23 protein-coding genes are annotated in these 24,121 nt (G+C 62.1%); 9 read left to right on the forward strand and 14 right to left on the reverse strand.

The window, feature by feature from the left end:
- Positions 1–97: 97 nt before the first annotated feature.
- Positions 98–1,807, forward strand: a complete 1,710-nt coding sequence (locus ACB033_RS16185) for a glycoside hydrolase family 36 protein (protein ID WP_139724189.1) — start codon at positions 98–100, stop codon at positions 1,805–1,807.
- A gap of 72 nt (positions 1,808–1,879) precedes the next feature.
- Here the strand turns inward: ACB033_RS16185 and ACB033_RS16190 are convergent, their stop codons facing one another.
- The 3 genes from ACB033_RS16190 to ACB033_RS16200 form a co-directional block, all read right to left on the reverse strand.
- Positions 1,880–2,386 carry a hypothetical protein gene (locus tag ACB033_RS16190; RefSeq protein ID WP_005300120.1) on the reverse strand — a complete coding sequence of 169 codons (507 nt, stop codon included), beginning with the start codon at positions 2,384–2,386 and terminating at the stop codon, positions 1,880–1,882.
- 154 nt (positions 2,387–2,540) lie between these two features.
- Positions 2,541–3,968 carry an exodeoxyribonuclease I gene (gene sbcB, locus ACB033_RS16195; RefSeq protein WP_162519793.1) on the reverse strand — a complete coding sequence of 476 codons (1,428 nt, stop codon included), beginning with the start codon at positions 3,966–3,968 and terminating at the stop codon, positions 2,541–2,543.
- A gap of 286 nt (positions 3,969–4,254) precedes the next feature.
- Positions 4,255–5,160 (reverse strand): LysR family transcriptional regulator, encoded by a 906-nt coding sequence (locus ACB033_RS16200; protein WP_371140620.1) that lies wholly within the window; start codon positions 5,158–5,160, stop codon positions 4,255–4,257.
- A gap of 123 nt (positions 5,161–5,283) precedes the next feature.
- Here ACB033_RS16200 and ACB033_RS16205 point away from each other — a divergent pair, with 123 nt between their 5' ends.
- A complete protein-coding gene (locus ACB033_RS16205; RefSeq protein WP_139724194.1) occupies positions 5,284–6,150 on the forward strand; it encodes a pirin family protein in 867 nt (288 codons plus the stop codon).
- Positions 6,151–6,199: 49 nt separating this feature from the next.
- On the opposite strand, the gene ykgO is transcribed toward ACB033_RS16205, so the two are convergent.
- Together ykgO and ACB033_RS16215 are read right to left on the reverse strand one after the other, a co-directional pair.
- Positions 6,200–6,325, reverse strand: a complete 126-nt coding sequence (gene ykgO / locus ACB033_RS16210; protein ID WP_005300174.1) for a type B 50S ribosomal protein L36 — start codon at positions 6,323–6,325, stop codon at positions 6,200–6,202.
- Positions 6,322–6,591 (reverse strand): type B 50S ribosomal protein L31, encoded by a 270-nt coding sequence (locus tag ACB033_RS16215; RefSeq protein ID WP_010634187.1) that lies wholly within the window; start codon positions 6,589–6,591, stop codon positions 6,322–6,324. The genes ykgO and ACB033_RS16215 overlap by 4 nt, the downstream gene beginning before the upstream one ends.
- 278 nt (positions 6,592–6,869) lie before the next feature.
- Here ACB033_RS16215 and ACB033_RS16220 point away from each other — a divergent pair, with 278 nt between their 5' ends.
- Entirely contained in the window at positions 6,870–7,118 is a 249-nt protein-coding gene (locus ACB033_RS16220) for a DinI family protein (RefSeq protein ID WP_005300177.1), read from the forward strand.
- Between the two features lie 182 nt (positions 7,119–7,300).
- Here ACB033_RS16220 and ACB033_RS16225 read toward each other — a convergent pair whose 3' ends face one another.
- The 5 genes from ACB033_RS16225 to dcuC all read right to left on the reverse strand — a co-directional run bounded on the left by ACB033_RS16225 (position 7,301) and on the right by dcuC (position 13,741).
- Positions 7,301–8,089 (reverse strand): DUF2927 domain-containing protein, encoded by a 789-nt coding sequence (locus ACB033_RS16225; protein WP_139724196.1) that lies wholly within the window; start codon positions 8,087–8,089, stop codon positions 7,301–7,303.
- A 26-nt stretch (positions 8,090–8,115) separates the two neighbouring features.
- Positions 8,116–8,619: a M48 family metallopeptidase gene (locus tag ACB033_RS16230; protein WP_139724198.1), complete on the reverse strand. Its 504-nt coding sequence runs from the start codon at positions 8,617–8,619 to the stop codon at positions 8,116–8,118.
- Positions 8,620–8,759: 140 nt separating this feature from the next.
- The gene (locus ACB033_RS16235; RefSeq protein WP_162519794.1) at positions 8,760–10,403 is read right to left on the reverse strand and encodes a hypothetical protein; all 1,644 of its coding nucleotides are present in this window, start codon (positions 10,401–10,403) and stop codon (positions 8,760–8,762) included.
- Positions 10,404–10,600: 197 nt separating this feature from the next.
- Entirely contained in the window at positions 10,601–12,259 is a 1,659-nt protein-coding gene (locus ACB033_RS16240) for a bifunctional UDP-sugar hydrolase/5'-nucleotidase (protein WP_139724202.1), read from the reverse strand.
- A 129-nt stretch (positions 12,260–12,388) separates the two neighbouring features.
- On the reverse strand, positions 12,389–13,741 hold the full coding sequence (gene dcuC, locus ACB033_RS16245) for an anaerobic C4-dicarboxylate transporter DcuC (protein ID WP_005300187.1): 1,353 nt from the start codon (positions 13,739–13,741) through the stop codon (positions 12,389–12,391).
- 335 nt (positions 13,742–14,076) lie between these two features.
- Here dcuC and ACB033_RS16250 point away from each other — a divergent pair, with 335 nt between their 5' ends.
- Positions 14,077–14,676: a DUF922 domain-containing Zn-dependent protease gene (locus ACB033_RS16250; RefSeq protein WP_017779966.1), complete on the forward strand. Its 600-nt coding sequence runs from the start codon at positions 14,077–14,079 to the stop codon at positions 14,674–14,676.
- 90 nt (positions 14,677–14,766) lie between these two features.
- Here ACB033_RS16250 and mnmC read toward each other — a convergent pair whose 3' ends face one another.
- Positions 14,767–16,779 carry a bifunctional tRNA (5-methylaminomethyl-2-thiouridine)(34)-methyltransferase MnmD/FAD-dependent 5-carboxymethylaminomethyl-2-thiouridine(34) oxidoreductase MnmC gene (mnmC, locus tag ACB033_RS16255; protein WP_193557959.1) on the reverse strand — a complete coding sequence of 671 codons (2,013 nt, stop codon included), beginning with the start codon at positions 16,777–16,779 and terminating at the stop codon, positions 14,767–14,769.
- A gap of 90 nt (positions 16,780–16,869) precedes the next feature.
- On the opposite strand from mnmC, the gene fabB reads away from it, so the two are divergent.
- On the forward strand, positions 16,870–18,081 hold the full coding sequence (gene fabB, locus ACB033_RS16260; RefSeq protein WP_005300193.1) for a beta-ketoacyl-ACP synthase I: 1,212 nt from the start codon (positions 16,870–16,872) through the stop codon (positions 18,079–18,081).
- 59 nt (positions 18,082–18,140) lie between these two features.
- Here fabB and ACB033_RS16265 read toward each other — a convergent pair whose 3' ends face one another.
- The 3 genes from ACB033_RS16265 to ACB033_RS16275 form a co-directional block, all read right to left on the reverse strand.
- Positions 18,141–18,635, reverse strand: a complete 495-nt coding sequence (locus tag ACB033_RS16265; protein WP_005300196.1) for a GNAT family N-acetyltransferase — start codon at positions 18,633–18,635, stop codon at positions 18,141–18,143.
- Positions 18,636–18,747: 112 nt separating this feature from the next.
- A complete protein-coding gene (locus ACB033_RS16270; protein WP_005300200.1) occupies positions 18,748–19,074 on the reverse strand; it encodes a DUF4377 domain-containing protein in 327 nt (108 codons plus the stop codon).
- Positions 19,075–19,167: 93 nt separating this feature from the next.
- Complete coding sequence (locus ACB033_RS16275) at positions 19,168–20,454, reverse strand: citrate synthase (protein WP_005300205.1); 1,287 nt, start codon at positions 20,452–20,454, stop codon at positions 19,168–19,170.
- Positions 20,455–20,878: 424 nt separating this feature from the next.
- On the opposite strand from ACB033_RS16275, the gene sdhC reads away from it, so the two are divergent.
- The 4 genes from sdhC to ACB033_RS16295 are packed head-to-tail and all read left to right on the forward strand — an operon-like array spanning position 20,879 to position 24,108.
- Positions 20,879–21,268, forward strand: a complete 390-nt coding sequence (gene sdhC, locus ACB033_RS16280; protein WP_005300207.1) for a succinate dehydrogenase cytochrome b556 subunit — start codon at positions 20,879–20,881, stop codon at positions 21,266–21,268.
- Entirely contained in the window at positions 21,262–21,606 is a 345-nt protein-coding gene (gene sdhD, locus ACB033_RS16285) for a succinate dehydrogenase, hydrophobic membrane anchor protein (RefSeq protein ID WP_005300209.1), read from the forward strand. Before sdhC ends, sdhD begins: the two co-directional genes overlap by 7 nt.
- Before the next feature lies 1 nt (position 21,607).
- Positions 21,608–23,374, forward strand: a complete 1,767-nt coding sequence (gene sdhA / locus ACB033_RS16290; RefSeq protein WP_017782711.1) for a succinate dehydrogenase flavoprotein subunit — start codon at positions 21,608–21,610, stop codon at positions 23,372–23,374.
- A 17-nt stretch (positions 23,375–23,391) separates the two neighbouring features.
- Positions 23,392–24,108 (forward strand): succinate dehydrogenase iron-sulfur subunit, encoded by a 717-nt coding sequence (locus ACB033_RS16295; protein WP_010634177.1) that lies wholly within the window; start codon positions 23,392–23,394, stop codon positions 24,106–24,108.
- The last annotated feature ends 13 nt before the right edge of the window (positions 24,109–24,121 follow it).

Raw genomic sequence — 24,121 nt, forward strand, 5'->3', positions numbered from 1 at the left:
GCGGCATTAAAACAATAACAGCTGAAATCAGTTCGTTTGAGGCTGATTTCATTGAAGATTTTCAGATAGAACCCTTTTCGAACCACAAGGAGTCGCCATGACATCTCTCTTGTCCCGCCTGCGTCAGCTGGCGGACGACCACCATCTCCCCCCTTCGTTGCTGCAAACCCGCCAGTGGGAAGGCCCCCTGTGCCGGGTGCGGCTCGACAACACCGGCAGCAGCGAGGCCCGGGTCGGGCACTGGACGCTGTTTGACGGCAAACTCGGCCTCTCGCCCGCGAGCGCCATCTACGGCGAAGGCTTCCAGATGCTGGCCCAGACCATGGGCAGCTGGCAAGCGCCGCAGCCGGTCGGCCGTTGTCCCGATGCCGGCGTCTATCGCATCACCGACGATCAGGGCTATCACACGGTGCACAACCTGCTGCTGGTGGAGCACGACAGGGGCTGGCTGCTGCTCGCCTTTGCCAGCTGCCAGCGCTTTGGCGGGGAGTTTCGGCTCTACCCCGATGGCCGGCTGCAGATCCTGATGAACGGCGAGGGGCGTGCGCTCCCGGCCGGCCAGTTCTGGCAGAGCGAGGCGCTGCTCTGCCTTGAAGGAAAAGATCGGGAGGCGCTGCTGGCCGAGCTGGCGCAGCGGATCGAGGCCGAGCATGGCTCGCTGATTGGCCAGGTCGGCGAACGCCCCAGCGGTTGGTGCTCTTGGTATCACTACTACGCGGACGTGAGCGCCGCCGACATTCGCGAGAACCTGCAGGTGCGTGCCGAGCGCTTCCCGGCGCTGCGCTACGTGCAGATTGACGACGGTTATCAGGCCAAGATGGGCGACTGGCTCACCCCGTCGGCCAAGTTCGAACAGGGGGTGGCGTCCCTGGCCGCCGAGATCAAAGGCGCCGGTTGCGAGCCGGCGCTCTGGGTGGCCCCCTTTATCGCCGAGCCCGGCTCCCAGGTGTTTCAGGATCACCCCGACTGGTTCGTGAAGGGGGATGACGGGCTGCCGCTGCCTTCCGAGCGGGTTACCTACGGCGGCTGGCGCTGTACCCCCTGGTACGTGCTGGATGGCACCCACCCCGAGGTGCAGGCTCACCTAGAGCGGGTGTTTCGCACCCTGCGCGAGCAGTGGGGCATCCACTACTTTAAGCTCGATGCCAACTTCTGGGGGGCCATCCACGGCGGTTGCTTCCATGACCCGGCCGCCACCCGGGTGGAGGCCTACCGACGCGGCATGGCCGCCATCCTGCGCGGGGCGGGTGAGGGGGCCTTCCTGCTCGGCTGCAACGCGCCCATCTGGCCAAGCCTTGGTCTGGTGCACGGTATGCGGGTGAGCGATGACGTGGAGCGCAATGGCCACCGTTTTCGCCAGATCGCTCGCGAGGCCTTCTGCCGCGCCTGGCAGAACGACCGACTGTGGGCCCTCGATCCTGACTGCATCTGCCTGCGGGATCTGCCAAGCCAGCAGGCGAGCTCTGCCGAGTACCGTTTCCATCTGGCGGCGCTGGTGGCAAGCGGCGGCATGATGCTGGCCGGGGACAGGCTGCAAGATCTCGACGGGGAACAGGCGGCGCAGCTGCGCAAGCTGCTCGAGCTCTGCGCGGCGCGGGCCCCTGGCGCCCGTTTCGAGTCGATGGACTTTGCCTGCGGCGAGGTGAGCCTACCCGAGGGCGGCACCCTGCTCTGCCTCTTCAACTGGGAGGCGCAGCCTCAGGAGTTTTTGCTGCCAGCGGGTGGCGAGGATTTTTGGGAAGAGGGGGCCGTCGGTACCGCGCTCACCCTGCAGGGGGGTGAGGGGCGGGTGATCCGCTACCGCTGAGCAGGCTGGCAATCATGATTCAGGCTCCCGTGGGAGCCTGAATTTATTGTGAAAGGAGCTGCTATAGCGGAGTCAATAACGCCACTCGAAGCCGATGGCGTAGTTGGCGGCGCCATAGCCCGGGATCTCGTTGCTGGAGAGCAGGGCCTTGAAGGTGAGCTGCGCCGTGAGCGGAATGCCGAGCCCCATGCCGAGGGCCACCTCGTCGTTGGTGTTGCCCATCATGTCGGCCCGGATCATCCGATAGAGCGACATGTCCTGGCTCATGTGCACATAGCTCTGGGAGGCGCGGTTGTAGAGCTGGCCGAATACCTCCAGCTGAAAACCGGCCTGGGGCGTGATGGCCAGTGGCACGCCGACGAAGTTGTAGAGATCGGAGCGGTTGAAATAGCTGTTGGTGATCTGGGGGGTGAAATCGGTCTGCCGATAGAGGCGACTGAAGTTGCTCTCGATCAGCTCATAGGTCTGCTGCGGCAACTGCAGCAGGTAGTCGGGGATATCAAAGCGCACACCCGCCATGCTGGTCGATGGCAGCAGGGCGCAGATGAGCAAACCAAAACCGGATAATCCTGAACGCATCGGATGAGGCATCCCCAAGGGTCGATAGGCCAACCGGCCGTTAGTGCAATGTTAGCGCACAAATAATTGAAACATCAGGAGTCTTTGCTCCCCTTCCCATTATGTCGCGGGGCGGGGGAGCGTACAGTCATTTAACCGTGAGGCGGGTCACATCTCACAGATTTTCGAGGTAGTGATAGAGGCTCTTGAGGATGGCAAAGTTCCGATCGTTCCCCTGATTCTGCTCGGCCAGCGCCTCGAGGCGCGGTACATAGTCGGGCAGACGGCGGCTGAAGTAGTCGCTGCAGTGCAGTCGCCAGCGCTTTTGCTCCGCTTCGCTCAAGGTGTGCGGCCAGTTGCGGGCACGGTAGCGGAACAGCATCTCCGGCAGCCGTGGATCCGTGAAGGCAAACTCCCGCTCGCCCAGCAGGTCCGCCGGGGTGGCGCGCACCAGATCCATGGTGGACTTGTCGCCGTGACCGAAGAAGCCGGCGTAGAGCTGGGTATCCGGATCGCCGTCATTGTTGCCGGCAAACTCCTGATTGAACACCTCCACCAGTTTTTCCCGCACTTCGGGGTGGGCGCGCAGCAGATCCAGGCTCTTGCGGCACTGAGCCCGGTCGATGCCAAGCTGGTCGGCGCGTTCCGGCGTCAGGGTGGCGGCCGGCGCCAGCACAGGGCATTTGTTGATGTGCACCAGCTTCACCGGAATGCCGGCCAGGTCCCCCAGCTCCTCTTTCTTGGTGTAGAGGCGCTCGCGGATCTCCTCGCTGGTGAGTTCGATGAGCGGGGTGGGGTCGCGGGTCAGATCCACCATGATCACCGCGTTCTGGTTGCTGGGGTGCCAGGCGAGCGGCGACACCCAGCTTGCGCACCCCTGCCAGGGGGAGAACATGCCGGAGATGTGTACCAGCGGCTTCATGGTCACCACGTCGATGAGGGCCTTCACCTTGTTCTTGTTGCGAAGATCAAAGAGATAATCGAACAGCTTGGGCTGGGCCTTTTTCACCAGCCTGGCCATCTCGATGGTGGCCAGCACATCCGAGAGCGCATCGTGGGCGTTGGCGTGGGCCACGCCGTTGGCCACCGTCAGCTTCTCCAGCTTGAAGCTCGGCTTGCCCTCTTCGTCAAACGCCCACTCTATCCCCTCCGGGCGCAGGGCGTAGCAGGCCCGCAGCATGTCGAGGATGTCCCAGCGGGAGTTGCCATTCTGCCAGGCGTAGGCATAGGGGTCATAGAAGTTGCGATAGAGGGTGTAGCGGGTCACCTCGTCATCGAAGCGGATGCTGTTGTAGCCCAGTACGCAGGTGCCCGGGGTGGCGAACTGCTCGTGGATCTGACGGATGAAATCCGCCTCGCACAGGCCGTCCTTCATCGCTTTTTGCGGCGTGATGCCGGTGATCAGGCACGCCTCCGGCTCCGGCAGATAGTCAGCGGGCGGCTTGCAATAGATGACCAGCGGCTCGCCGATGAGGTTGAAATCCGCATCGGTACGAATGCCGGCAAACTGCGCCGGTCTGTCCTTGGCCGGGCTGATGCCGAAAGTCTCGTAGTCGTGGAAGTAGAAGGTCGGCTCGCTGCCGGCGTGTGCTGTTTTGCTCATGTTGCTCGAGAGGGATATCCGATGACGGCGGCGCCTGGCGCCTGGGTGGGGGTGCCATGCACCTCGGTTGCCTGCATGGTAAACCATAGCGCAGGCAGAGCGAAGGGCAGTCGTCGTGGTTGGCTGTTTATTGGCCGCGGCAGGTTGGCCAGCCCGGTGAGATGAGCAACGCCATGATCTTCTAAGACAAAGGCATGTCTCAACGGTTTCTTCTGGCCGCGCCCGCCAGTGTGCCGGACATCGAGGATGGATGCCCGGCCTGGTGATCGCGGCCGGGCATGGCAGGTTACTCCTCATCGATGGCGGCGAATCGAGCCACCAGATAGTCGATCAGCGCCCGTACAGAGGGGAGCAGGCCGCGCCGGGAGGGGAACACGGCGTGGATGAGTTCGGGCTTTGGCTCCCAGGCGGGCACCACCTTGATCAGGGTGCCGGCATCGAGCTGCTCCCGCACCATCAACAGCGGCAACTGCACCACGCCGATACCGGCCAGCGCGGCACTGCGCAGGGCCACCATGTCGGTGGTGACGAAACGGGGTTGGTGGGCGAGCTCGACATGGGCCCCCTGCGGCCCGAACAGCGACCAGATATAGTGCTGCCGTGGCGCTCCCAGCCCCATGCTGGGCCAGCCGTGCAGATCCGCCGGCGCGGCAGGCAAGCCCCGTTGTGCTATCAGTGCCGGGCTGGCCACCAGGCACTGGCGACGCTGCGCCAGTGTCCGGATCACCAGTTCGCTGTCCTGCAGCGGTGGCGGTCTGACCCGGATCGCCACATCGACTCCTTCGGCGATGGGGTCGACCCGCCGATTGGTCCCTTCCAGCTCGACTCTGATCTGCGGGTGACGGGCCATGAAATCCGCCAGCATGGGGCCGATATGGGTATGCAGCAAGGCGATGGGGCAGCTCATGCGGATGAGACCACAGGGCTCGGTTCGGGTCATCTCGATGGCAGCCTGCGCCGCCTCGGCCTCCACCAGCATCCCCTTGCAGTGTTCGTAATAGGTACGGCCCAGCTCGGTTACCGCAAACTGGCGGGTCGAGCGCTGGAGCAGCCGCACGCCGAGCTGCTCTTCAAGCTGTGCTATCCGGCGGCTGAGGCGGGATTTGGGCATGCCGATGGCGCGGCCAGCGGGGGCAAAACCGCCGTGATCCACCACCTGGACGAAGTAGTAGAGATCGTTCAGATCCTGCATAGAGTGCTCTCATCGTTCCAAAAATAGGACGCTGATGCCTAATTTAGCAGTCTACCCACCTGTTCGTCTCGAAACTATGCTGTCTCCAGTGTTCAATTCCACCGGATATGTCAGGAGCGACAGATGAAAAAGATCCTCGGCGTTTACAGTGCACCCCGTCCTCACTGGGTAGGCGACGGCTTTCCCGTACGCTCCCTCTTCTCCTACAGCAGCCACGGCAAGCAGTTGAGCCCGTTTCTGCTGCTCGACTATGCCGGCCCGGCCAACTTTACGCCGAGCAGCCGGCCGCGCGGAGTGGGTGAACATCCCCATCGCGGTTTCGAGACGGTGACCATCGTCTACAAGGGCGAAGTGGCGCACCGGGATTCGACCGGTCGGGGCGGCGTGATAGGCCCGGGCGATGTGCAGTGGATGACCGCCGGCGCGGGTATCTTGCACGAGGAGTTCCATGCCCCGGCCTTCAGCGCGTCGGGCGGTGAACTCGAGATGGTGCAGCTGTGGGTGAATCTGCCGAGCAGCCACAAGATGACGCCGCCCGGTTACCAGCCCATCCTGGCGCGCGACATTCCGACGGTGGCGCTTGCCGACGACGCGGGGTCGGTACGGGTCATCGCCGGCGAGTTTGGGGGGGTCCGTGGCCCGGCCCATACCTTCAGTCCGCTGCATGTCTGGGATCTGCGGCTGGTGCAGGGCAGCGTCAGCACACTCGAGTTGCCCGAAGGCTGGACCGGCGCGCTTATCGTGTTGAAGGGGTCGGTGCAGGCCAACGGTAGTGCCATCGCCCGGGAGGCGCAGATGGTGGTGCTGGACCGGGCAGGGCGGCAGGTGCTGATCGAGGCAAACAGTGACGCCACTGTGTTGCTGCTGAGCGGCGAGCCCATCGAGGAGCCTATCGTGGGGCACGGCCCCTTCGTGATGAACAGCCATGAGGAGATAGTGCAGGCCATCGATGACTTCAACAGCGGCAGATTCGGCGTGATGCCGGGGTGATAAATGGACAAGGCCCTCTTATGAGGGCCTTGTTTTATGATGCTGTGGATCAGCGCTGACGGGCCTTGAACCTGGGGTTGCTCTTGCAGATCACGAACAGTTTGCCGCGGCGGCGGACAATCTGGCAATCGGGGTGGCGCGACTTGGCTGATTTGAGGGAGGAGAGGACTTTCATGACTGGGCTTTTCCTTTGTTGAAGAACTGACCGAAACGCTGGCCGAAGCGGGCGACCTGACCCTCCTTGCTGACCTGCTTCTGTTTGCCGGTATAGAAGGGGTGTGACGCACTGGAGACATCCAGCGTCACATAAGGGTAGGTGTTGCCGTCTTCCCACAGCTTGGTGCGATCGGTCTTGAGGGTGGAACCCACCAGAAAATAGGTGTTGGCGGTCAGGTCGTGGAACAGAACCTGACGGTACTCGGGGTGAATGTCTGGACGCATGATGGTTCGCTCTGTGTGATTTGGTGTTATGTTATAACAATAAAATCATGCCTCCGTTGAGAATCAATATCAACAACTTTTTGCACGGCATCAGGGTTGAGCGAGGAGAGTGAAGTTGCTGCGTTGCGCCGTTTGCTCGGTTGACCGCTTGAATAGGCAGCCAAATGCATCAGGGGAGAAGGTCTGGCAGGAAAGAGTTTTTGGTCAGCCGCTGGCGCCCTCTTTACTTTTGATTTTTACTGTATAAAAATACAGTAAAAATCATGGAGAAGTATCCTATGCGTCTGGAAATTATCATCGACAAGAAACATCAGGTGCCCACCTCGACCATGGAGGCGCTGCGCCAAGAGCTGCTAAAGCAGCTGGGCGAGAAGTTCCCTGACCTGCATGTTCGCGTCGCCCCCGGCAGTGCCATGGCGTTGACCGTCAGCCGGGCCAGCAAGGAGGAGAAGGAGCTGGCAGAAGCCATGGTGCAGGAGGTGTGGGAGAACGCCGACAGCTGGATGCCGGAGAGTGCAGCCTCCTGAGCCAGGCGGGGCGGGCGTCGAGCATATGCAAGCCAGATAGACAGAAAAACGCAGCCTCGGCTGCGTTTTTTGTTTTCGCGGGATGGGAGCCAGTGCTTGTCGTGCTCTCTGCCCTCTGCCCTCAGCCCTCAGCCCTTAATCCTCAATCCTCAATCCTTAAAGCCCAGAACAGGCAGCAAGTGTTAGAGCCCGGCCCAGCGTTTGAGGCTGTTGACCTGCACCCGCTGATCGGCCTGGGCAATGTCACCGCTGGCCCGCAGCGCCTTGAGGGCGATGGGCAGAGCGGCGCGCACTTCGCTGGCCGTCATGCCGGCCTGCAGGGCCGGGTGGTAGGCGAGCTTGAGCAGCACGTAGTCGAGCCCGGTCGGAAAGCTGTCGATGCTGTTGTCGTTGAAGATGGAGGGAAACACCTTGTCCGAATCGTTGGGCAGCCCCATCACCTGGGTGAGCTCCTCCACCACGCAGTCGAGGAAGCGCCCCTTGGCCCGGCTGTAATCCACCGGAATGATGATGGTGGCGCGGGCCATCTCGCGGCGGGTATTGGTGGTGAAGTTGGCCATGCAGAGCCCCTCCTTGAGCGCCGTCTTGACGGAGGCATCCTGCCCCATGGTGCGCTGGGCCCAGCTCGCCATCTTGGCGCGTTCGGTCATGATCAGGGTGATATTGGGCCGCTCGCTGACCAGGGCGATGGGGCGGCCTATGATGCCGGCCAGATGCTGGCTCTGCACCCTGACCACTTCGCTTTGCAGCGCCTTGTCGCCAAACTCGTTGACCAGTTTGAGCCGGATGGGCTGCTCCCAGCGGGAGAAGCGCACGTTCTGTTCGTGGCCGTACTCCCGCTTCATGGCGATTTCAAAGAAGCTTGCGGTGAGATAGGCATCGCTCTGCCAGCGTTCGGCCGCCGAGAGGGAAGGGTTCAGCAAGAGTGCCGCCATCAACCAGCGGGCAAGTGGTCGGCGCAACGGGATCATGTCTCCTCCTTGAAACCTGCGATGGATCAGCGTGTGGCACGCTCGAGATCGCGCCAGGTGAGCCAGAGCCTCAGGTCAAACTCCAGTTGATGATAGTCCGGCTCCATATGCTGACAGAGCTGATAGAAGCTCTTGTTGTGATCCTTCTCTTTCAGGTGGGCCAGCTCGTGCACCACGATCATCTTCAGGAAGGCCGGGTGGGCCTCCTTGAACAGGGCGGCGATGCGGATCTCGTTCTTTGCCTTGAGCTTGCTACCTTGCACCCGGCTCACATAGGTGTGCAGGCCGAGGGCATCCTTGATCACGTTGATCTTGCCGTCGAAGATCACCTTGGAAAGCGGCGCCGAGCTCTTGAGATAGCGGTTCTTCAGCTCCATGGTGTAGGCGAGCAACGCCTTGTCGCTCTGGATGAGGTGGGTCTCAGGATAGCGCCTGGCCAGCACCTCCCCGAGCTTGCCCGCCGCGATCAGCTGTTGCACCTGGGCCTTGAGGGGCTCGGGGTAGCCACCGAGATAGGTCAGTTCCGCCATGTCTGCATTACTCAATACATCAAAAGAGCGCCATTGTAGTCAGCGCGTCGCCGCTTGCCTACCGTTTCGGGCCGGGCCTGCCTCACCGCAATGAAAAGGCCGTCATCGCGGGATGACGGCCCTGTTCGGTCAAGGGGGGCTCAGCGTCTGCGATAGAGGCCCGGATCCACCTCTTCATACTGGCTCACCAGGTATTGATAGAAGGCGAGGCTGGAGGGGGAGCTGGGCTTTTTGAGCTCATCGGCCACCCGATCCGGCTTGGCGATGATGAACTTGGGATTCTGGCGCTTGAGGTCGGCCAGCACCCGCTCACGCACGTCGTAGGGCGGGTTGACGTTGGCGAAGAAGAGGTAGGCGGAGGCCGGCTGGCGATCGGTCCAGAGGTAATATTGGGGCTGGATGCCATCCACCCAGATCTTGTCGGCAGGGGTGCTTTCGGCCAGGATCCGGTCGACCCGTACCTGGGCCGGCGGGTTGAAGGGCCGGCCTTTCTGGCTGCCTTCCCAGGCGTTGTTGAGCATCAGGGCCAACATGGCCAGCGAAGCGAGCCAGGGGGTGGCACTGCGCACGTCCCAGGCGCGCCACAAGGGCACCAGAATGAGCACCGGCAGGGCCCACAGCAGGCTGTTGCCGAGCACTTCACGTACCCGTTCCAGTGACCACTCCTTGGTGCTCCAGCCGTAACCGAGCTGTTGGGCCAGCAGCCAGCTGGCGGTCAGCACCACCAGCGAGATGCAGAGCAGACCGAGGGCATCGGCTTGCTGTTCGCTGCGATCCAGCAGGCAGGCCAGCGGCAGCAGGGCCAGCTGCAGATAGAGCACGTCGTAGTGATCGAACACGTGGCCGGAGACCGAGTTGGCGATCAGGGTGAAGATGACCCCAAACAGGGTGGCGCACAGCACCGGCAGGTACCACTCCTGACGCCGGCTCATCATCAGCACGATGAAGGCGGGCAGCAGCATGATGAGGCCGGTACGCAGCAGGCCGACGCTGCCCACATCCGGCGAGAAGCCGTTGCCATAGCTCCCCTCGAAGAAGATGTCGAAGGCGTAGTATTTAAATTCGGCCAGCAGGTTGTGGTGCTGGAAATAGGCCAGCAGCGGACCGCCGACGAGCGCCAGCCCCAGCAGGCTGGAGCAGAGCAGGGAGAGGGCGCAGCGCCACTGCTCGCGCAAGCACCAGTGGCAGAACAGCACCAGATACCAGGCACCCCAGAAGGCGCCGTTGTTGGTGCGCATCCAGGCGACGATGGCAAAGGTAAGCGCGGCCACCAGCGCCGGTCCCCAACTGCAGCGCTTGTCCAGCAACATGGTGATGAAGGCCCACTGGGCGATGAGGGCCAGATGGAAGGTCCAGTCCTCGGTCATGTTGCCATAGTAGTAGCGGGTGCCGTAGAGCGCCAGTACCGCCAGCATGCTGCCGAGCCGGGCCCGCAATGAGAGGCCGAGCTGACCGAAGGCCTGCCAGCTGGCCATCAGTCCCAGCCAGCAGAGCGCCCATTCCAGCAGCCAGATCCCGAAGAAGCCGCCGAGGCCATAGCCGAAGGCGTCGAGGGCGAAGATCATGGGGCCCTTGATGTCGATCATGTCCCGATAGAGCACGCCCCCCTCGCTCCACATCTTACCCATCACGGCAAACAGCGAGGCGTCGAAGCCCGGCGCCATGCCGTGGAACAGCGGGTTGCGCAGGCAGAACAGCAAGGCCAGCAAACCGGTGAGCAGGATCACCAGCGGCCGCAGGCCCGGATTGACGCGAGGAGGAGTAAAACGGATGGCATGATTCATGGGTGACCTGTTCCTGCTGGGAAGTCTCGAAAGCGGGCCTATCTTGCCGAGCCTGACCACACGATGCAATGGGCCAGGGGAATGTGCTTGAAATAATTTGCAAAAGTGCCGCTTTACGACAAGAAAGCGGCACGTTTTATGGTGTACGGGGACAAAGAACGAAGCCGAGTCCGGCTTTCGCCCCGGCTGGCGGGGGATCAGCCGGTGGTCGGCCCCTGATACTCCACCCGCGCCGGCATGGCGGTGAGCGCCGGCAGATAGCGGGCCCAGCGGATGAAGGCATCCGCCAGGGTGATGCCGAGCTCCTGATTGTGCTGGGTCAGGGTGCGGGCCAGCGCTGTGTAACCCTCCTTGCCGGAGGCGGTGTAGGCGCTGGAGACCCCCCGATAGACGGCGTCGGCGTCGACCGCTTGCCACTCATCAGGCGCACGCTCCCACTCCAGCCGGGTGATCCGGCGCCCCTTTGGCTGATCCGCCTGATAACAGAAGCGCACTCCGGCGGTGTAGGGGAAGCTGCCGCTGCCATTGCCCGTTACCCCGTTGTTGGTGGCGTTGTCGATGGCCCCCTCCAGCGCCTCGGCGAGTTCATGGCCGTGCACCCGATAGAGGGTGAGCGGGATGGCGAAAGGCAGCAGGCGGCCGGCGATGTCCGCTTCGCTGAGCGGCCCGGGCTCGAGGGAGCAGCGCACCCCGCCGGCGTTGTGCAGGGCGAAGTCCACCTGACCGACCTGCTCGCGGGCGCTGGCCAGCATGGCGCTCGCCACCAGGGGGGCGACCTGGCTGCCGGCCGGCAGGTTGGCATCGGGCAACCGCTGGTGGTGCAGCGGCTCGTCAAGGCGGGTCACGATGCGCTGGGTCATGGTCTCCAGCTCGGGCCGGTAGCGCCTGGCCAGATGCTGTTCCAGTTCGGGGTCGGGGTCGCAGAAGGTGAGCCCGGCCGGCGGATTGCCGGCAAAGGGCCAGGGCTGCCAGGGCAGCCACTCCAGCTGGCCGCGGCTGCGCGCTACCCGGCCGCGCTCGTCAAAGGTCAGCTCGCACACCCCGAGGCAGAGGGCGCTGTGGGCGGCGTGCAGGACGGCCACCCCGTTCACCATCAGCGGGTAGCTGCCTTCGCTGTCGAGCCCGAGCGGCGCCAGCTCCCCCAGCAGGCTGTGGGTGTGGCCACCGATGATGAGGCTGAGCTCGGGGAAACGCTCGGCCAGCCGTTTGTCCTGCTCGAGCCCCAGGTGGCTGAGCAGGATGATGTGCTGAATGCCGGCGGCCTTGATCTCTGCCAGCGCGGTTTGCAGGGTCTGCTCGATGCCGTGGAAGCGGGTGTGGCCATCCGGGTTGGCGATGGCGGCCATCTGCGGCAAGGTGATGCCAAGCAGGGCGAAGGGCACGCCGCCGAGCAGGCGCCGCTGCCAGGGGCGGCTGGCATCGTACAGATTGGGCAGGCCGCGCAGGGGGAGTGGGGTATCGGCCGGCTCCTGGCTGCTGTCGAGGTTGGCGGCCAGTACCGGAAAATCGAGCTGGCGCAAAAACTCCACCAGAGGACCATTGCCCAGATCGAACTCGTGATTGCCGATCACCATGGCGTCCGGTCGCAGCAGGCTCAGCAGATCGGCGTTGGCCCGCCCCTTGAAGCGGTTGAAATAGAGCGAACCCTGGAAGGTGTCGCCACCGTGCAGAAACAGGCAGGGCTGGCCCGCCTCGTCCGCCTGCCGTCGCAAGGCGTTGAGCCGGGTCAGGATACGGGCATAGCCGCCGCACTGGGTGCGCCACTCGGACTCGCCTGCGGGGGCGAAGCGCATGGGGGCGCCGTCGAAATGGGAGTGGCAGTCACTGAAATGGGCAAGTTGAACCGTAATACTCATCTCGGTCCTCCTTAGAGAAAAAAGAGCACCGAGTCTACTCCAATGGCGGGGGAAGATACCAGCCCGGCGGCAGGCCGGGCTGGTAGAGCGGGGAGAGGCGGGGCATCCGCTCAGGGAGCCCCGACCACGTCAGGCGGGCACCATGATCTGGGTGGCGAGGATCACCACCAGCAGGCCGACGGCCACCGGCAGCGAGGTACGTTTGACCACCTCGAACGGAGAGAGATTGCCCATCCCCGCACAGGCGACCACCACCCCGGAGACCGGCGAAATGGTGCGGCCGAGGTTGGAGGCCTGCAGCATGGGGATCACCAGATAGGCGGGGTTGACGCCGAGGCTGGTAGCCAGATGGGGAATGAGCTCCACGAAGGCGTAGAAGGGGGCGTTGCCGGAGCCCGTGGTAAAGGCGGCCAGGGTGGTGATGACCACCAGCACCAGCATGATGACGATGCCGCCGGTGCCAAAGCTCTGGGCCAGATCCAGGAGGTTGGCGATGAAGCCAAGCCCCATCAGCCCCTGGGCAAACACCCCGGCCCCCACCAACAGCATCACCACGCCGGCGAAGGCGTCAGCCATGCTGCGCCAGCACACCTGCAACCCGTCCAGCAGCTCTTTGCCGTTGCGCTTGCGTACCAGCTCCAGCAGGGCGGCCAGCACCAGGCAGATGACGATGATGGTGACGATGTCGAGCTTGGGCCCCAGTTTGCCGTCAAACAGCAGCACCCCGATGATGGGGGTGAAGGGCAGGATGGCGTAGAAACCGGGCGCGTCGGTGATGAGATCGCTCGGGGCGACGGCGGCATTGTGCTCGCCGGCCTTCTGATCCAGATAGCGTTGCCAGAAGAAGTGGGTCACCGCCATGGCGGCGATGGCCACCAGCGAGATGGGCAGGGTCAGCTTGAAGGCAAATTCGATGAGCTCCATGTTGGCGGCCTGGGCGGCCATCACCACGTCCCCCGAGGTGGGGGCCAGGATGATGGCCGCCGGCGAGGCGCACACCGCCGCCGCGGCGCCGCGGGAGATCCCCATGTTGACCATCAGCGGGAACAGGGTGGCCATCAAGAGGACGCCCAGGCCGGTGGCTGAGCTCACCGCCAGCGACATGGCGCAGGCCACCAGGTAGGCGGCCACCAGCAGGATGTAGGGGGACTTGATGACGCCGAGCGGCTTGCTGGCGAGCTTCACCAAAATGGTATTGGCCCCGATGTGGCTCATGTAGCCGGCGAAGCCGCACAGCACCATGATCAGCATGCCAAGGCCGCCGCCCCGGTCAACCAGCAGGAAGCGCACGTATTCGAACACGTCGGTGGCAACGTGGCCGGTGGAAGTGACGCTGGCGGGCAGCACCGCCTTGCCCATCAGGGCGGTGATCGCCAGCAGCAGCAGGCCGCCGCTGAGCAGCACCCCGGTGGCCGAGTAGCCCTTGAATATGTAGCGGCCCACGGCAAGGGTGACCAGGGTACCAATAAGGAGTTCCATCATAGAGTGAGTTCCTGAGTACGAATGGGAGTGGATGCATTATTGGCGTCAACTTGGAGGTTAATCTGGCCAATCCCGAAATGCATCGACATAAAACTCGGCGATTATTATCTAATAAGGGGTAACCCACCATGATGTAGCGCATCACTTGTGATCTCGCTTGCAAATCAATACGGGCGCGGGGTTGCGACTTGTCAAGCTGACACTTAGGCTTTGTGACGGGAGTAGGTGACAGTCGCGGGGATCGCGGTTAATCTCCTGCTTTGAATATTAATGCGTTGATTATTAATTAAAATAACAACCCCGCCAGCAACGAGGTCAAGGCAGCAGAGATGGGAATGGTCAGCAAACTTTTCATGGTGGCACTGATGTTGTTCGCCGCCACCGCAGGGGCCGAGAGTTCCCATTACACCGGCATCAAGGCGGTGCCTGACATCAAGGTAGACTTCCAGTTTTATCGGGTTTCCGGACCGGATGTGGCGAGCCTGGCCCGCCAGATGACCAATGCGGGCACAGCCCGGGCCAATGGCCACATCGGCATGGCCAGCTATCAACTCTCCTGGCAGTTGCAGACCAGCCCCGGGGCGCAGCGCTGCGAGCTGGAGCAGGTCAAGGTCACCACCCGCATCAAGGTGATGGTGCCGAACTGGATGGACAAGGCCAAGGCCTCCGTCGCCGAGCGCCAGAAGTGGGACAAGCTGGTGGCCGCCATGTTCGATTACGAGAGCCGCCACAAGGACATCTTGCTGGAGAGCGTGAGCCAGCTCGGCATCCAGTTGGCCCAACTGCCGGTGGAGCGTGACTGCGCCGCCCTGCAGTATCAGGCCTGGCAGCGCGGGCAGGGGGGGCTGGCCAGCTTGCGCGAGCGTTTTGCCCAGTTGCAGCAGCAGACCGACCATGGCCGCAAGCTGGGGCTCAACTGGCCTAAGGGCATCTGACGCCACATACCATCCATGAAAAACGGGCTCCCTTGGGGAGCCCGTTTTGTTGTTGCGCCTTGCCGAGCACTTGAGCTGAGCATCTGAGGCTTACTGCAACGGCTTGCCCTTGAGCAGCTTGCGTACCCAGTAGCGGGCCGGATGGAGCGCCTCCAGCAGATCGGCGGCCAGCGGCAGCGGATCGCCGCAGATCTCGCTGGCGAGCAGCTCGCCGCAGAGGGGGGCCGAGCAGAGACCCCGTGAGCCGAGCGCCCCCAGCACATAGAGGCCGGGGTAGAGGGGCAATGGACTCTGCTGATCAACGGGCGCCTTCAGATTGTGATCCGCCAGCGCCGCCAATCTGGCGACCGGCCCCGCCACCGGCAGATGATCCCGGCTGGCACTGCGCACGCCGACCCGGGCCTGGTTGCCGCTCACGTCCACCTCGGCAGGCCAGCGCTGCTGCGGCAGGCAGGCCTGCAGGCGCGCCTGGTTCTGGGCCTGCTCCTCGGCGCGAAACGCGAGCTCGGTCTGGTTGCGGCCATAGCTGGCGCCGATGCAGTGTTGGCCTTGGTTGGCTGGGGTGAGGTAGCCGTCATAACAGAGCACGGTATTGAGCCGGCTCAGGCTGGCGGAGGTGGGCACATGACTCACCTGGCCGCGCACCGGATAGAGCGGCAACTCGGCAAAGGGGATGAGCGCCGGCAACTGGTGTCCGGCGGCCACCACCAGGGTGGGGCTCTGCCAGCGGCGACCGTCACAGCTTTCGACTTGCCAGCCATCCGCCTGTTCGGTCACGGTCGTGATCTGTGTATTGAAGAGTACCTCAAGCAGTCCGCCGGCCTGCGCCTCCTTGATGGCGGCGCGGGTGAGATCGGCCGGGCAGAGCCAGCCCCCCTGCGGATAGCTGACGCCGCCATGGCCGCAAGGCAGGCCGACCACCTGCTCGACCTCTGGCTCGGAAAGCACCTGCATCAGCTCGGGCGGGAAGGGGCCTTGCGCCATCTTGGTCAGCTTGGCGGCGGACTTGTCGTCATAACCGAGCTGGGTGACGCCGCACAGAGAAAAGGCGACGGGGTGGCGCTCGGCCAGGGCCAGCAGTCGGCTTCTGGCAAAGCCGAAGGCCAGCGAATAGAAGCGCGACAGGGCATCGTGCTCACCGTTGAGCAGCGGATAGAGCGCTCCCTGGCGATTGCCGGAGGCGCCGCCGGCCGGCTCGTCATCCTGGCACAAGAGGGTGACCTTGCGGCCCCGCTCCACCAGCGAGAGCGCCGTCATGGCCGAGGCGATGCCACCGCCGATGATCAGCACTTCTCCCGCCCGCCCGGCCGGACGGGCATAGCAGGGGGCTATGGTCTGCTGCGGCAGTTTGTCTGCGCGCTCGCCCGCCAGCATCTCCCGCTTGCTGCCGTGCCCTTTCACCTTCTGCATGGCAAAGCCGGCGGCAATCAGGCCGCGGCGCACGAAACCGGCACAGGTAAAGGTGGCGATGGTTGCCTGGGGGCGGGCGAGACGGGCCAGCCCGTCGAACAGATCCTGGGTCCACATCTCGGGGTTCTTGGCCGGCGAGAAGCCATCCAGATACCAGGCATCCACCAGCCCCGTTGCCGGGTGGGGCACCTGGGGCAGCATCTCCTTGATGTCGCCAAGCCAGAGATCGAGTCGGATGCGGCCGCCGGCAAAGATGAGGCGATGACAGCCGCAGACCGGCAGCGGCCACTGGGCAATCAGATCCTGGCTCAGGTGGGCAAGCTCGGGCCAGGCCGCCAGCGCCTTGCGCAGATCGGCCTGGGTGAGCGGGTACTTTTCGAAACTGATGAAGTGCAGCCGGAAACCGTTGCCGGTTTGGGGCGCCTGTTCCAGAAAGGCGGCCATTGTCGCCAGAAAGTTAAGACCTGTGCCGAAACCTGTCTCACCTATCACGAAAATGTCACTATCGTGGTGCGAAAATCGCGCTGGCAGCCGATTTTGCTGCAAAAAGACGTAGCGGGTTTCACTTAGACCGTTATCATTGGAAAAGTACACATCCCCGAACTCACTGGAGACTGGAGTTCCCGCTTCATTCCAGTCCAATCGGGCATGATGTAAGGATGTTTGACTCACGTTTTCCTCGGCTCGCGTCACAAAATCGCGGGCATTCTACGTGAAAGCAGACCAGTTTGGCAGCCGAAAGCGGGTAGACTCGGTGCCAGTTTTTCCAGACGAGATGAATTAATGAGAAGAGCAGTGATCACCGGTATCGGCGTCATCTCCAGTATCGGCAACAACAAGGAAGAAGTGCTGGCCTCCCTGAAAGCAGGCAAATCTGGCATCACCTATTCCGAGCAGTTCGAGCAGCACAACCTGCGCAGCCGTGTCTGGGGTAACATCAAACTCGATCCGTCTGAACTGATCGACCGTAAAGTCATGCGTTTCATGGGTGACGCCGCGGCCTACGCCTACCTCTCCATGCAGCAGGCCATTGAAGATGCCGGCCTGGCGGAAGACCAGGTCTCCAACGAGCGTACCGGCCTGGTGGTCGGTTCGGGTGGTGCTTCCGGCAAGAACACCTCCGAGTCTGTGGACATCGCTCGCGAGAAAGGGGTCAAGCGTGTGGGTCCCTACATGGTGCCGCGCACCATGTCTTCCACCACTTCTGCCTGCCTGGCGACACCGTTCCAGATCAAGGGCGTGAACTACTCCATCAGCTCCGCCTGCGCGACCTCCGCTCACTGCATCGGTCACGCCATGGAGCTGATCCAGCTTGGCAAACAGGATGTGGTCTTCGCCGGTGGCGGTGAAGAGCTGGACTGGTCTTCTACCATCCAGTTTGACGCCATGGGCGCGCTGTCTACCAAATACAACGACACGCCGGAAAAGGCGTCCCGTACCTATGATGCGAACCGCGATGGTTTCGTCATCTCCGGTGGTGGCGGCATTCTGGTGATCGAAGAGCTGGAGCACGCGCTGGCTCGTGGTGCTCACATCTATGCCGAGCTGACCGGCTACGGCGCCACTTCCGACGGTTACGACATGGTCGCCCCGAGCGGTGAAGGCGCGGTGCGCTGCATGAAGATGGCGATGCAAGGTGTTGGCAAGGTGGACTACATCAACACCCACGGCACCTCCACCCCGGTCGGTGATACCAAAGAGCTGGAAGCTATTCAGACCCTGTTTGGTGCCAACGGTCCCAAGATCTCTGCCACCAAGGCGATGACCGGCCATGCGCTGGGCGCCGCAGGCGTGCACGAGGCTGTCTACTCCCTGCTGATGATGGAACACGGCTTCATCGCCCCCAGCATCAACATCGAGACCCTGGACGAGAAGGCTGAAGGTCTGCCCATCGTGCGCGAGTACGAAAAGGCCGAGCTCAACACCGTCATGTCCAACAGCTTCGGCTTTGGCGGTACCAACGCCTCCCTGGTGTTCAGCAAGTTCAAGGCTTGATGAGCCCGTCATGAGTTGCAAAAAAGGCGCCGCAAGGCGCCTTTTTTATTGGGTATTCGTCAGGCCCGCGCCTGCAGTGGCAGTCGCATGTAGGTGGCGCCCTCGCCGTATTCAGCCAGGGACTTCTGGGTGCTGGCAGGCTTGAACCCCTGCTTGCGCCAGAAGGCAGGCGCATCCTGTACCGCCACCAGACCGGCGTGCTCGAACCCTTCGTCGGTGGCAAACGCGAGGGCGGTGGCGAGCAGACGCTGGCCGATCCCCTTGCCGCGAGCCTGTCTGGAGACGGCAAGATCGTGCAGATAGAACTCGTCGTTGCCGGCCAGGCGCTGCATGGACACGGAGAGGGGCGGTGGCTGGTGGGCGCGCCAGGGGTGGCAGAGCAGGTAACCCAGTACCTGGCCCTGATATTCGGCGACCCAGCAGCAGTCGGGAGCCAGTTCGGCCTTGTTGCTCATGACGTCGATGGGTTCAGGATCCAGCTGGTGATAACACTCGTCCTGAATGGCCATGATGGCGGGCCAGTCGTTGGCCCGGGTCGTGCGGATCTTGATCATAGTGACAGGGCATGGCTGCCCGAAAACGCTGATTAAATAGTGAATGCGTCAGCCAGCCTACCAGAAGCGGGTCACCAACTGAACAGGCATCTTCAAATGATGCCTTTTTTGATCAGCGCGCCGCCTGTTTGCTGACGACCTTGATGAGCTGGTAGCGCAGGGAAGGGGCATCTGCCGGCACATCGGTGAGCTGCTCCTTGCTGACGCTCAGCTGGTAGCGGTAGCCGGGTTCAAACTGGAAGCCTTCAATCTGCTGATAAAACAGGGTCCAGGGCTGCTGCTCGTCGCTGCGCACCTGCATGCACTGCATGGGGCCGACACCGACGCAGTGCACCAGCTGACTGTTGACGTAGAGAGTCTCGCCGGCGGTCGGGGCAGGGGCGCTCTGGCAGGCGCTGAGCAGCAGGGCGGCGCCGGCGCTGATGAATAATGGTCTCATGATGGACTCCTTGGCTAAAAGGGGGGCATTAGAGCGGCAAATGAAAAGGCGGTCAATGACCGCCTTTGTAACAAAATATCTGAAACCTGCGACTCAACGCTGGTCGAGCGGAGTGAACTCGCGCTGCGGCTGACCGGTGTAGAGCTGGCGCGGACGGCCAATCTTCTGATCCGGATCCGAGTGCATTTCGTTCCAGTGGGCAATCCAGCCGATGGTACGGGAGATGGCGAAGATCACGGTGAACATGGACATGGGGATGCCGATGGCCTTCATGATGATGCCGGAGTAGAAGTCCACGTTCGGGTAGAGCTTCTTCTCGATGAAGTAGGGGTCGGACAGCGCGATGCGCTCCAGCTCCATGGCCACGTCCAGCAGCGGATCCTTGATCTGCAGCTCGGTCAGTACCTCGTGACAGGTTTCGCGCATCACGGTGGCACGGGGGTCGTGGTTCTTGTAGACCCGGTGACCGAAGCCCATCAGACGGAACGGATCGTTCTTGTCCTTGGCCTTGGCGATGTACTCGGGGATGCGATCCACGGAGCCGATCTCCTCGAGCATCTTGAGGCAGGCTTCGTTGGCACCGCCGTGGGCCGGTCCCCACAGGGAGGCGATCCCCGCGGCGATACAGGCAAACGGGTTGGCACCGGAGGAGCCAGCCAGACGCACGGTGGAGGTGGAGGCATTCTGCTCGTGATCCGCATGCAGAGTAAAGATGCGGTCCATGGCGCGTTCGACGATGGGGTTGACCTTGTACTCTTCGGTCGGCACCCCAAACATCATGTGCAGGAAGTTGCCGGCATAGGAGAGGGCATTGCGCGGCTGCATGAACGGCTGGCCGATGGAGTACTTGTAGCACATGGCGGCCAGGGTCGGCATCTTGGAGAGCAGACGGAAGGCGCAGATCTCGCGGTGCTCTTCGTTGTTGATGTCGAGGGCGTCGTGATAGAAGGCGGAAAGCGCGCTGACCACGCCGCACATGACGGCCATGGGGTGAGCGTCGCGGCGGAAGCCGCGGAAGAAGAAGGCGATCTGCTCATGCACCATGGTGTGGCGGGTGACCAGACGTTCGAATTCCGTGTATTGCGCCTTGGTCGGCGCCTCGCCGTACAGCAGGATGTAGCAGACTTCGAGGTAGCTGGCCTGAGTTGCCAACTGGGCGATGGGGTAACCACGGTGCAGCAAGACACCCTGATCGCCATCTATGTAAGTGATGGATGATTTGCAAGAACCGGTGGCCATGAAACCGGGGTCGAAGGTGAAGTACCCTTGCGCGCCCAGCTTTCTGACATCGATCACGTCAGGTCCGACAGTTCCTGACAGGATCGGGAGTTCTACCGGGTCTTTGCCGGGCAGATGTAGGGTGGCTATCTTATCAGCCATAGCACGTCTCCTTTGCTCTTTTATAATTTGATTCCAGCTCTACTTTATTACGAGTTTGATGACGCTGGCAAAGGTTCTGACCCGTACCAGGGCGGCTGGAGCGCCTTATTTGAAACAGAGTTCAGGTCTGTTGTCAATTTTGCTGGATGATCATTAATGTTTTGTTAAATCAGTTGTGAGATCTGGTTTACGGTTTTGGGTTTTCTTTGTAGCTAATTGATTGTCATTGGTTAAGCCCGCCGATATACTGCGCCTCGTGGGTGATGGCTGTCGGTGTTTGAAACGCTTTCGCAAAGCCAGATGTGATATTGAAAATGTCGTTTTTGGCTTTCCCGAGTTGTTTTGGTAACAAAAACCTAACAAATGCCACTCCATGCCCTCATAAGCGTGAAAAAACAATAACTAACGTGCTCAATGGAGCTGAGTGGGCAAAGCCGTGAAAAATAAACAGAGACCTGTAAACCTCGACCTACAGACGATCAGCTTTCCTGTCACCGCCATCGCTTCCATCTTGCATCGTGTCTCAGGGGTCATCACCTTTGTGGCGCTCTCAATCTTGCTGTGGATGCTTGGTACTTCACTCGCCTCTCCCGAAGGATTTGAGACCGTGGTGTCCATCATGGACAACTTCCTGGTCAAATTCGTGCTGTGGGGGATCCTGACCGCGCTGGCTTACCACATTGTGGGCGGGCTGCGTCACCTGGTCATGGACATGGGCTATTGGGAAGAGCTGGAATCCGGTAATCAGAGTGCCCGTGTGGCCTTCGTGATCACTGCGATTTTGGCGGTATTGGCGGGGGTTCTGGTATGGTAACCAATTCTGCAACATTCGGGCGCAGCGGTGTTCACGATTACATCCTGATCCGCGCCACCGCCCTCATCATGACCTGTTATGTCCTCTATCTGGTGGGTTTCGTTGCGTGCAACGACATCACCTACGAGGTGTGGACCGGTTTCTTCGCGAAAACCTTCACCAAGGTGTTCACCCTGTTGGCGCTGCTGTGTGTGCTGATCCATGCCTGGATCGGTCTGTGGCAGGTGCTGACCGACTATATCAAGCCGGTCGGGCTGCGCGGTGCGCTGCAGTTTGCACTGGTGGTGGTGCTGTTTGTCTATCTGATGACGGGTTTCGTCGTGCTGTGGGGTGTGTAAGGTGACTATTCCAACTCGTGAATTTGATGCGGTCGTGATCGGCGCCGGTGGTGCCGGCATGCGCGCCGCGCTGCAGATTGCCCAGTCCGGCAAGAGCTGCGCACTGCTTTCCAAGGTTTTCCCGACTCGTTCCCACACGGTTTCCGCCCAGGGCGGCATCACGGTTGCGCTGGGCAACGCCCACGACGACAACTGGCAGTGGCACATGTATGACACCGTCAAAGGTTCCGATTACATCGGTGATCAGGAAGCCATCGAGTACATGTGCAAGACAGGCCCCGAGGCCGTCTATGAGCTGGAGAATATGGGTCTGCCCTTCTCCCGCTTCGACAACGGCCGCGTGTACCAGCGTCCGTTTGGCGGTCAGTCCAAGAACTTCGGTGGTGAGCAGGCTGCCCGTACCGCGGCGGCTGCCGACCGTACCGGCCACGCCCTGCTGCACACCCTGTACCAACAAAACGTCAAGAACAAGACCACTGTCTTCTCCGAGTGGTATGCGCTGGATCTGGTGAAGAACCAGGACGGCCACATCGTCGGCTGTACCGCCATCGACATGGAGAGCGGTGAAGTCGTCTACTTCAAGGCCAAGGCCACCGTACTCGCCACTGGCGGCGCCGGTCGCATCTACCAGTCCACCACCAACGCCCACATCAACACCGGTGACGGTGTCGGCATGGCGCTGCGTGCCGGGGTCGGCGTGCAAGACATGGAGTTCTGGCAGTTCCACCCGACCGGCATCGCCGGGGCAGGGGTACTGGTGACCGAAGGTTGCCGCGGTGAAGGCGGCTACCTGCTGAACAAGGACGGCGAGCGCTTTATGGAGCGTTATGCGCCGAACGCCAAGGATCTGGCCGGTCGCGACGTGGTGGCCCGTTCCATCATGATCGAGATCCGCGAAGGCCGCGGCTGCGACGGTCCCTGGGGCCCGCACATCAAGCTCAAGCTGGATCACCTCGGCAAAGAGGTACTGGAATCCCGTCTGCCGGGCATCTGCGAGCTCTCTCGCACCTTCGCCCACGTGGATCCGGTCAAGGAACCCATCCCCATCATCCCGACCTGCCACTACATGATGGGCGGCGTGCCGACCAGCGTGAACGGCCAGTGCCTGACTCAGGACAAGGATGGCAACGACGTGCCGGTGGTCGGTCTGTTCGCGGTGGGCGAGATCGCCTGCGTCTCCGTGCACGGCGCCAACCGTCTGGGCGGCAACTCCCTGCTGGATCTGGTGGTGTTCGGTCGTGCCGCCGGCATGCACCTGGTGGAGACCCTGGGCTCGATGGATCACGGCGTGGAAGCCACCGAAGCCGACATCGCCAAGGCGCTCGAGCGCCTCAACCGCTGGGAAAGCAACCGTAACGGTGAAGACCCGGCCCAGATCCGCAAGGATCTGCAGCGCTGCATGCAGAACAACTTCTCCGTGTTCCGCGAAGGGGATGCCATGGCGGAAGGGCTGGCCGAGCTGAAACTCATCCGCGAGCGCCTCAAGAACGCCCGTCTGGACGACACCTCCAGGGAGTTCAACACCCAGCGCATCGAGTGCCTGGAGCTGGACAACCTGATGGAGACCGCCTATGCCACCGCGGTGGCCGCCAACTTCCGTACCGAGAGCCGGGGCGCCCACAGCCGCTTCGATTTCCCGGAGCGTGACGATGAGAGCTGGCTGTGCCACAGCCTCTATCATCCGGACACCGAGTCCATGACCCGTCGCGCTGTCAACATGTCACCCAAGACCCGTGAGGCGTTCCCGCCCAAGGTCCGGACTTACTGATTGCGGAGCCAAGCACAATGAACGTCACATTCTCTGTCTACAGATACAATCCGGATGTTGATAACGTCCCCCATATGAAGGAATATCGTCTTGATATTCCTGAAGGTTCCGACATGATGGTGCTCGACGCACTGATCCAGCTCAAGGAGCTGGATCCCACGCTCGCCTTCCGCCGCTCCTGCCGCGAAGGGGTCTGTGGATCAGACGGTCTCAACATGAATGGCAAGAACGGTCTTGCCTGCATCACCCCGCTCTCCGATCTGCTGAAGAAGGGCAATAACGTCGTTATCCGCCCCTTGCCAGGCCTGCCGGTGATCCGCGATCTGGTGATCGACATGACCCAGTTCTACACCCAGTGGGAGAAGGTCAAACCCTTTCTCATCAACGACGAAAAATTGCCGCCCGTGCGTGAGCACCTGCAATCCCCCGAAGAGCGCGCCAAGCTGGATGGCCTGTACGAGTGCATACTCTGTGCCTGCTGCTCCACCTCTTGCCCCTCTTTCTGGTGGAACCCGGACAAGTTCATCGGCCCGGCCGGGCTGCTCGCCGCCTACCGCTGGCTGGCGGACAGCCGCGACACCGCCGCGACCGAGCGACTGGGTAATCTGGATGACGCCTTCAGTGTGTTCCGTTGCCACGGCATCATGAACTGCGTGAACGTCTGTCCCAAGGGATTGAACCCGACCAAGGCCATCGGCCACATCAAGTCGATGCTGCTCAACCGGGCTGTTTGATATCAGGGCCAGG

Origin of the sequence: Aeromonas sp. S15(2024) (genome assembly GCF_041402265.1) — a bacterium.
Lineage (GTDB): Bacteria > Pseudomonadota > Gammaproteobacteria > Enterobacterales > Aeromonadaceae > Aeromonas > Aeromonas dhakensis.